A 5,266-nucleotide genomic window follows, 5' to 3' on the forward strand; every position below is an offset into this window, starting at 1 on the left:
GGCCCCGGCGCGGTGGCGTCGGGCGCCGACGGTGCCGCGGGGGTGGCGGGCGCGGCGCGGTCCGCGCTCGCGTCGGTGGCCTCCTCGGGCGGGGGGTCGCCGGCGAGGTGGTCGGTCGTCACAGCGTGCTCCAGTCCTGATCGGGATAGCGGTGCACGGGCGCCGACACGTCGTCGAGCGCCTGGCAGATCTCGTCCGGAAGACTAAGGGCCTCCACCGACAGCGCCGCCCGCAACTGCTGGGCGTTGCGCGCGCCGACGATGGGCGCGGTCACGCCCGGGCGGTCGCGCACCCAGGCGAGGGCGACGTGCAGGGCGCTGGTGGCCAGGCCGTCGGCGGCTATGGCGACGGCGTCGACGATCCGGCCCGCCTCCTCGTCGAGGTACGGGGCGACGAAGGCGGCGAGTTCGGAGGCGCCGCGGGAGTCGGAGGGCGTCATGTGGCGGTACTTTCCGGTGAGTACGCCACGCCCCAGCGGCGAGGACGGCAGCAGCCCGATGCCGAGGTCGAGGGCGGCCGGGAGCACCTCGCGCTCGATGCCGCGCTGGAGCAGCGAGTACTCCATCTGGGTGCTGGCGAGCCGGGTGTGGGCACCGGAGGAGGCCAGCTGCCAGGTGGCGGCCTTGGCGAGCTGCCAGCCGCAGAAGTTGGACACGCCGACGTAGCGCGCCCGCCCGCTGCTCACCGCTATGTCGAGCGCCTGGAGGGTCTCCTCGAGCGGGGTGACGGGGTCGAAGGCGTGCACCTGCCACAGGTCGACGTGGTCCGTGCCGAGTCGCTCCAGCGAGGCGTCCAGGGCGGCCAGGAGATGGCCGCGGGAGCCGTCGAAGCGGCGGTCGGGGTCGGGGACGCTGCCCGCCTTGGTGGCGATCTGGAGATCGCGCCGCGGCACCAGCCCCTCCAGCAGCCGCCCGAGCAGATACTCCGCCTCCCCGTCCGCGTACACATCGGCGGTGTCGACCAGGGTGCCGCCCGCCTCCCAGAACGCCTTCAGCTGGTCCGCCGCTTCGTGTTCGCCGGTGTCCCGCCCCCAGGTGAGCGTGCCGAGCCCGAGCCGGGATACGCGCAGGCCGGTGCGGCCCAGGTGCCTTAGCTCCATGTACATCGCTCCATGAACATCGAGATTACTGGCCGGAAAGCGGACCGTGTCAGCCTGTGGATAACCCTGGATCACCCACCGGCGGACCACCCCCGGCCTACCCGGGACCCACCCCTGACGTACCGGGGTTCCGCGCGCTAGAGTCCCCGGAACAGCGACGTTACTGATCAGTAAGAGGTGGCATGGGTATGCGGCTCGGAATCAACCTCGGCTACTGGGGCGCCGGGATGGACGCGGACAACCTCGCGGTGGCGCGCGAGGCCGACCGGCTCGGCTACTCGGTCTGCTGGGCCGCGGAGGCGTACGGATCGGATGCCGCCACCGTGCTGTCGTGGGTCGCCGCGCAGACCGAGCAGATCGACGTCGGGTCCGCGATCTTCCAGATCCCGGCCCGTACGCCCGCGATGACGGCGATGACCGCCGCGACCCTCGACTCCCTCTCCGGCGGCCGGTTCCGCCTGGGCCTCGGCGTCTCGGGGCCGCAGGTCTCGGAGGGCTGGTACGGCGTGCGGTTCGACAAGCCGCTGGCCCGCACCCGCGAGTACGTGGAGATCATCCGCAAGGCGATGTCGCGCGAGCGGCTGACCCACGAGGGCGCGAACTGGACCCTGCCGCTGCCCGGCGGGCCCGGCAAGCCCCTCAAGCTGACCGTGCACCCGGTGCGCGAGTACATCCCGCTCTACATCGCGGCCATCGGCCCGAAGAACCTGGAGCAGACCGGCGAGATCGCCGACGGCGCGCTGGTCATCTTCTTCGCCCCCGAGCACGCCGAGGCGACCACCCTCGGCTCGCTGCGCGCGGGCCGGGAGAAGGCGGGCAAGACCCTCGACGGCTTCGACCTGGTGCCCACCGTCCCGCTCGCGGTGGGCGAGGACGTCCGCGGTCTCGCCGACCAGTTCCGCCCGTACACCGCGCTCTACGTGGGCGGCATGGGCAGCGCCAAGCAGAACTTCTACAACAAGCTCGCGCAGCGCATGGGGTACGAGAAGGAGGCCGCCGAGATCCAGGAGAAGTACCTGGCCGGGGACAAGGAGGGCGCAGCCGCCGCCATCCCGCACGAGCTGATCGACTCCACCGCGCTGCTCGGCCCGGTCGAGCGCATCGCCGACCGGATGAAGGCGTACGCCGAGGCCGGTGTCACCACCCTGTCGCTCACCCCCGCGGGCTTCACGCTGGAGGAGCGGGTGGCCGGGCTGCGGGCCGGTGTCGAGGCGCTGGAGCGCGCCGGGCTCGCGTAGCGAACGCGTATGCGGAGGTTTCCGCGGCCGTGGTGGGGGCTCGGGGGTCTTCCCCGCCACGGCCGTCACCGAGCACAACGCCTCCGGTGCCGCGGGGTTACGCGCACGGCGGGACCCTCCGTATTCGCTCGTGATTCCCTCGTACGGATGAGCCGGATGCCCCACCTGTTGCCACTTCCGATACCGGGCATTTGACTCTTTTCCGTGCGGTGCGTGCGTGCCGTGCCCGGAGGTGGCAGTGATGCTCTCGGCGAAAAGCGTGTTCCAGGAGATCCTTGGAAACGACGAGTCGTTCCGGCTGTTCTGCTCCATCGCCGCCAGCGGCGAGGCGCAGGGCGGCTGGGAGAACGGCCGCATCGCCGCGCTCGTGCCCGACAGCCGGCGCGACCTGGCACCCAAGATCGCCCGCCATGGCGCGGACGAGGACAAGCACGGGCGGATCTTCAACGCCCTGCTCCGCAAGCGCGGCCTGGAGCCGGTGGAGGTGCCGCGCGCGACGGATTACACGATGCTGCTGGAGGCCCGCGGCGTCGGTCTCGCCCACGAGAAGCTGCGCCGCGACGAGCCGCTCACCGAGCACGACATCGTCATCTATCTCGCCCACAGCCGGGTCACCGAGCAGCGCGCCGCCGCGCAGATGGCCATGTTGCGCGGCTGCTTCGGTGACCACCCGGAGGTCGGCCGGGCGGTCACGATGATCGCCAAGGACGAGGAGAACCACCTCGCCTACTGCCACGAGGAGTTGCTGCGGCTGGCCGCCGCCGGATACGGCCGGACCATCCAGCGGGCGCTGCGCGAGTGCGCGCTCGTCGAAATGGAGGTCCACCGGTGCGTCAGCCTCGCCGTGATGACGCACATGGGGCGCATCCTCGGCTGGCCGAAGAGAACGTCCGCGGTACTGACGGCGGGCATCAAGGCCGGGTACGGGTACGAGCGGCTGGGCGGCTGGCGCCGCATGGTGACGCTGCGGATGCCCGAGCGGCGGGACGCGCTGGGCGGCGCGGAGACGGCCACCCCCGAGGAGCCCGAGTTCGCGTGACCACCGCCCCTACGGTGGCGCGCGGCTTGTTCAGAGCCAGCCGCGGCGCTTGAACATGCGGTACAGCAGCGCGATCACTCCGGCCATCAGCCCCACCACGGCCGGATAGCCCCACGGCTGGCGCAGCTCCCACATGTGGCGGAAGTTCATGCCGTAGATACCGGCGATCAGCGTCGGCACCGCCGCCATCGCCGCCCACGCCGAGATCTTCCGCATGTCGTCGTTCTGCCGCACCCCCATCTGCGCCAGATGGGCCGAGAGAATGTCCGAGAGCAGCCGGTCGAGGCCCTCCACATGCTCGTTCACCCGGGTCAGATGGTCATGGACGTCGCGGAAGAACGGCCGCGACCCCTCGTGGACGAACGGCACCCCGGCGCCCGCGAGCCGCGTCATCGGCTCCGCCAACGGGCCCGTAGCGCGGCGGAATTCGAGCACCTCGCGCTTGAAGGCGTAGATCCGGCCCGCCGTGTTCTGGCCCCCGCTGCCGTCCGGCGCGAAGACCTCGGTCTCCAGCTCGTCCAGGTCCTCGTGGAGGGCGTCCGCCACGTCCAGGTAGTGGTCCACGACCGCGTCGGCGACCGCGTACATCACCGCCGTCGGCCCGTGCGCCAGCACCTCCGGGGTGTCCTCCAGCCGCTCACGCACCGTGCTCAGCGGGTTGGCCTCGCCGTGCCGCACGGTCACCACGAAGGAGTCACCGACGAACACCATCAGCTCACCGGCGGTGACGGTGCCTGCCTTCTCCTCGTACCGGACCGGCTTGAGCACCAGGAACAGCGAGTCGTCATAGACCTCCAGCTTGGGCCGCTGGTGCGCGGTCAGCGCGTCCTCCACCGCCAGCGGGTGCAGCCCGAACTCGCTGGTGACCAGCGCGAACTCCTTCTCCGTCGGCTCGTGCAGCCCGATCCAGAGGAAGGAGTCCCCGGCCGCGCGCGCCTGGTCGAGGGCGTCGGAGAAGTCGGCGGGGCCCTCGGCGCGGCACCCGTCCTGGTAGATGGCACAATCCACGATCACGCGGGGCATTGTGCCTCGCCCGGGTAAGAAGCGCACAGGTGGGGAAGCGCACAAGCCGGGCACACACCCACCCTGAGCGGGCCCGGAAGGGTCGTAGGGTGGCAGGCATGCCCACGCTGATCCTCGTCCGGCACGGCCGGTCCACCGCGAACACGGCCGGCGTCCTCGCGGGCTGGACGCCCGGTGTCGCCCTCGACGAGCGCGGCACCGCCCAGGCCGCGGAGCTGCCCGGGCGGCTCGCCCGGCTGCCGCTCGCCGCCGCCGTCACCAGCCCGCTCCAGCGCTGTCAGGAGACCCTCGCGCCGCTGCTCGCCGCCCGCCCCGACCTGCCGACGCACACCGAGGAACGGATCGGGGAGTGCCACTACGGCGACTGGTCGGGCCGCAAACTCGCCGAGCTGGCCGATGAACCGCTGATGAACATCGTCCAGCAGCACCCGTCCGCCGCCGCCTTCCCCGGGGGCGAGTCCATGCGCGCCATGCAGGCACGCGCGGTCGACGCCGTGCGCGACTGGAACGCCCGGATCGAGGGGGAGCACGGCGCCGACGCGATGTATCTGATGTGCTCGCACGGCGACATCATCAAGGCGATCGTCGCGGACGCCCTCGGCCTCCACCTCGACCTCTTCCAGCGGATCTCCGTCGAGCCCTGCTCGGTGACCGCGATCCGCTACACCCCCACCCGGCCCTTCGTCGTACGGCTGGGGGACACCGGCGACTTCGCGGGACTCGCGCCCCGGGAGGACGCCCCCGCCGAGCGCGGCGGGGACGCGGCGGTGGGCGGCGACGCGGGGGCACCATGATCTCCGGGCGCAGTAGGGTGGTCCCGCGGCGCGGCCGCGCCGCGGCAGCCGCGACCGGGCGGCCGTGACGCCC

5 protein-coding genes are annotated in these 5,266 nt (G+C 72.1%); 3 read left to right on the forward strand and 2 right to left on the reverse strand.

The features are described 5' to 3' along the window. Positions 1-118: 118 nt before the first annotated feature. The gene (locus EEJ42_RS34440; protein ID WP_123106075.1) at positions 119-1,099 is read right to left on the reverse strand and encodes an aldo/keto reductase; all 981 of its coding nucleotides are present in this window, start codon (positions 1,097-1,099) and stop codon (positions 119-121) included. 188 nt (positions 1,100-1,287) lie between these two features. On the opposite strand from EEJ42_RS34440, the gene EEJ42_RS34445 reads away from it, so the two are divergent. After that, on the forward strand, positions 1,288-2,337 hold the full coding sequence (locus EEJ42_RS34445) for an LLM class F420-dependent oxidoreductase (protein ID WP_123106067.1): 1,050 nt from the start codon (positions 1,288-1,290) through the stop codon (positions 2,335-2,337). 241 nt (positions 2,338-2,578) lie between these two features. Then, positions 2,579-3,376 (forward strand): ferritin-like domain-containing protein, encoded by a 798-nt coding sequence (locus EEJ42_RS34450; RefSeq protein WP_123106069.1) that lies wholly within the window; start codon positions 2,579-2,581, stop codon positions 3,374-3,376. A gap of 30 nt (positions 3,377-3,406) precedes the next feature. Here the strand turns inward: EEJ42_RS34450 and corA are convergent, their stop codons facing one another. After that, entirely contained in the window at positions 3,407-4,399 is a 993-nt protein-coding gene (gene corA / locus EEJ42_RS34455) for a magnesium/cobalt transporter CorA (protein WP_123106071.1), read from the reverse strand. A 98-nt stretch (positions 4,400-4,497) separates the two neighbouring features. Between corA and EEJ42_RS34460 the strand changes: the two genes are divergently transcribed. Continuing rightward, positions 4,498-5,193 (forward strand): histidine phosphatase family protein, encoded by a 696-nt coding sequence (locus EEJ42_RS34460; RefSeq protein WP_123106073.1) that lies wholly within the window; start codon positions 4,498-4,500, stop codon positions 5,191-5,193. The last annotated feature ends 73 nt before the right edge of the window (positions 5,194-5,266 follow it).

Source organism: Streptomyces botrytidirepellens, from assembly GCF_003721215.1.
Lineage (GTDB): Bacteria > Actinomycetota > Actinomycetes > Streptomycetales > Streptomycetaceae > Streptomyces > Streptomyces himastatinicus.

What these genes read in the sequence shown, in the direction of transcription:
- EEJ42_RS34440 (WP_123106075.1), bottom strand. Translation starts at nt 1,099, where the DNA reads ATGGAGCTAAGGCACCTGGGCCGCACCGGCCTGCGCGTATCCCGGCTC.
- EEJ42_RS34445 (WP_123106067.1), top strand. Translation starts at nt 1,288, where the DNA reads ATGCGGCTCGGAATCAACCTCGGCTACTGGGGCGCCGGGATGGACGCG.
- EEJ42_RS34450 (WP_123106069.1), top strand. Translation starts at nt 2,579, where the DNA reads ATGCTCTCGGCGAAAAGCGTGTTCCAGGAGATCCTTGGAAACGACGAG.
- corA (WP_123106071.1), bottom strand. Translation starts at nt 4,399, where the DNA reads ATGCCCCGCGTGATCGTGGATTGTGCCATCTACCAGGACGGGTGCCGC.
- EEJ42_RS34460 (WP_123106073.1), top strand. Translation starts at nt 4,498, where the DNA reads ATGCCCACGCTGATCCTCGTCCGGCACGGCCGGTCCACCGCGAACACG.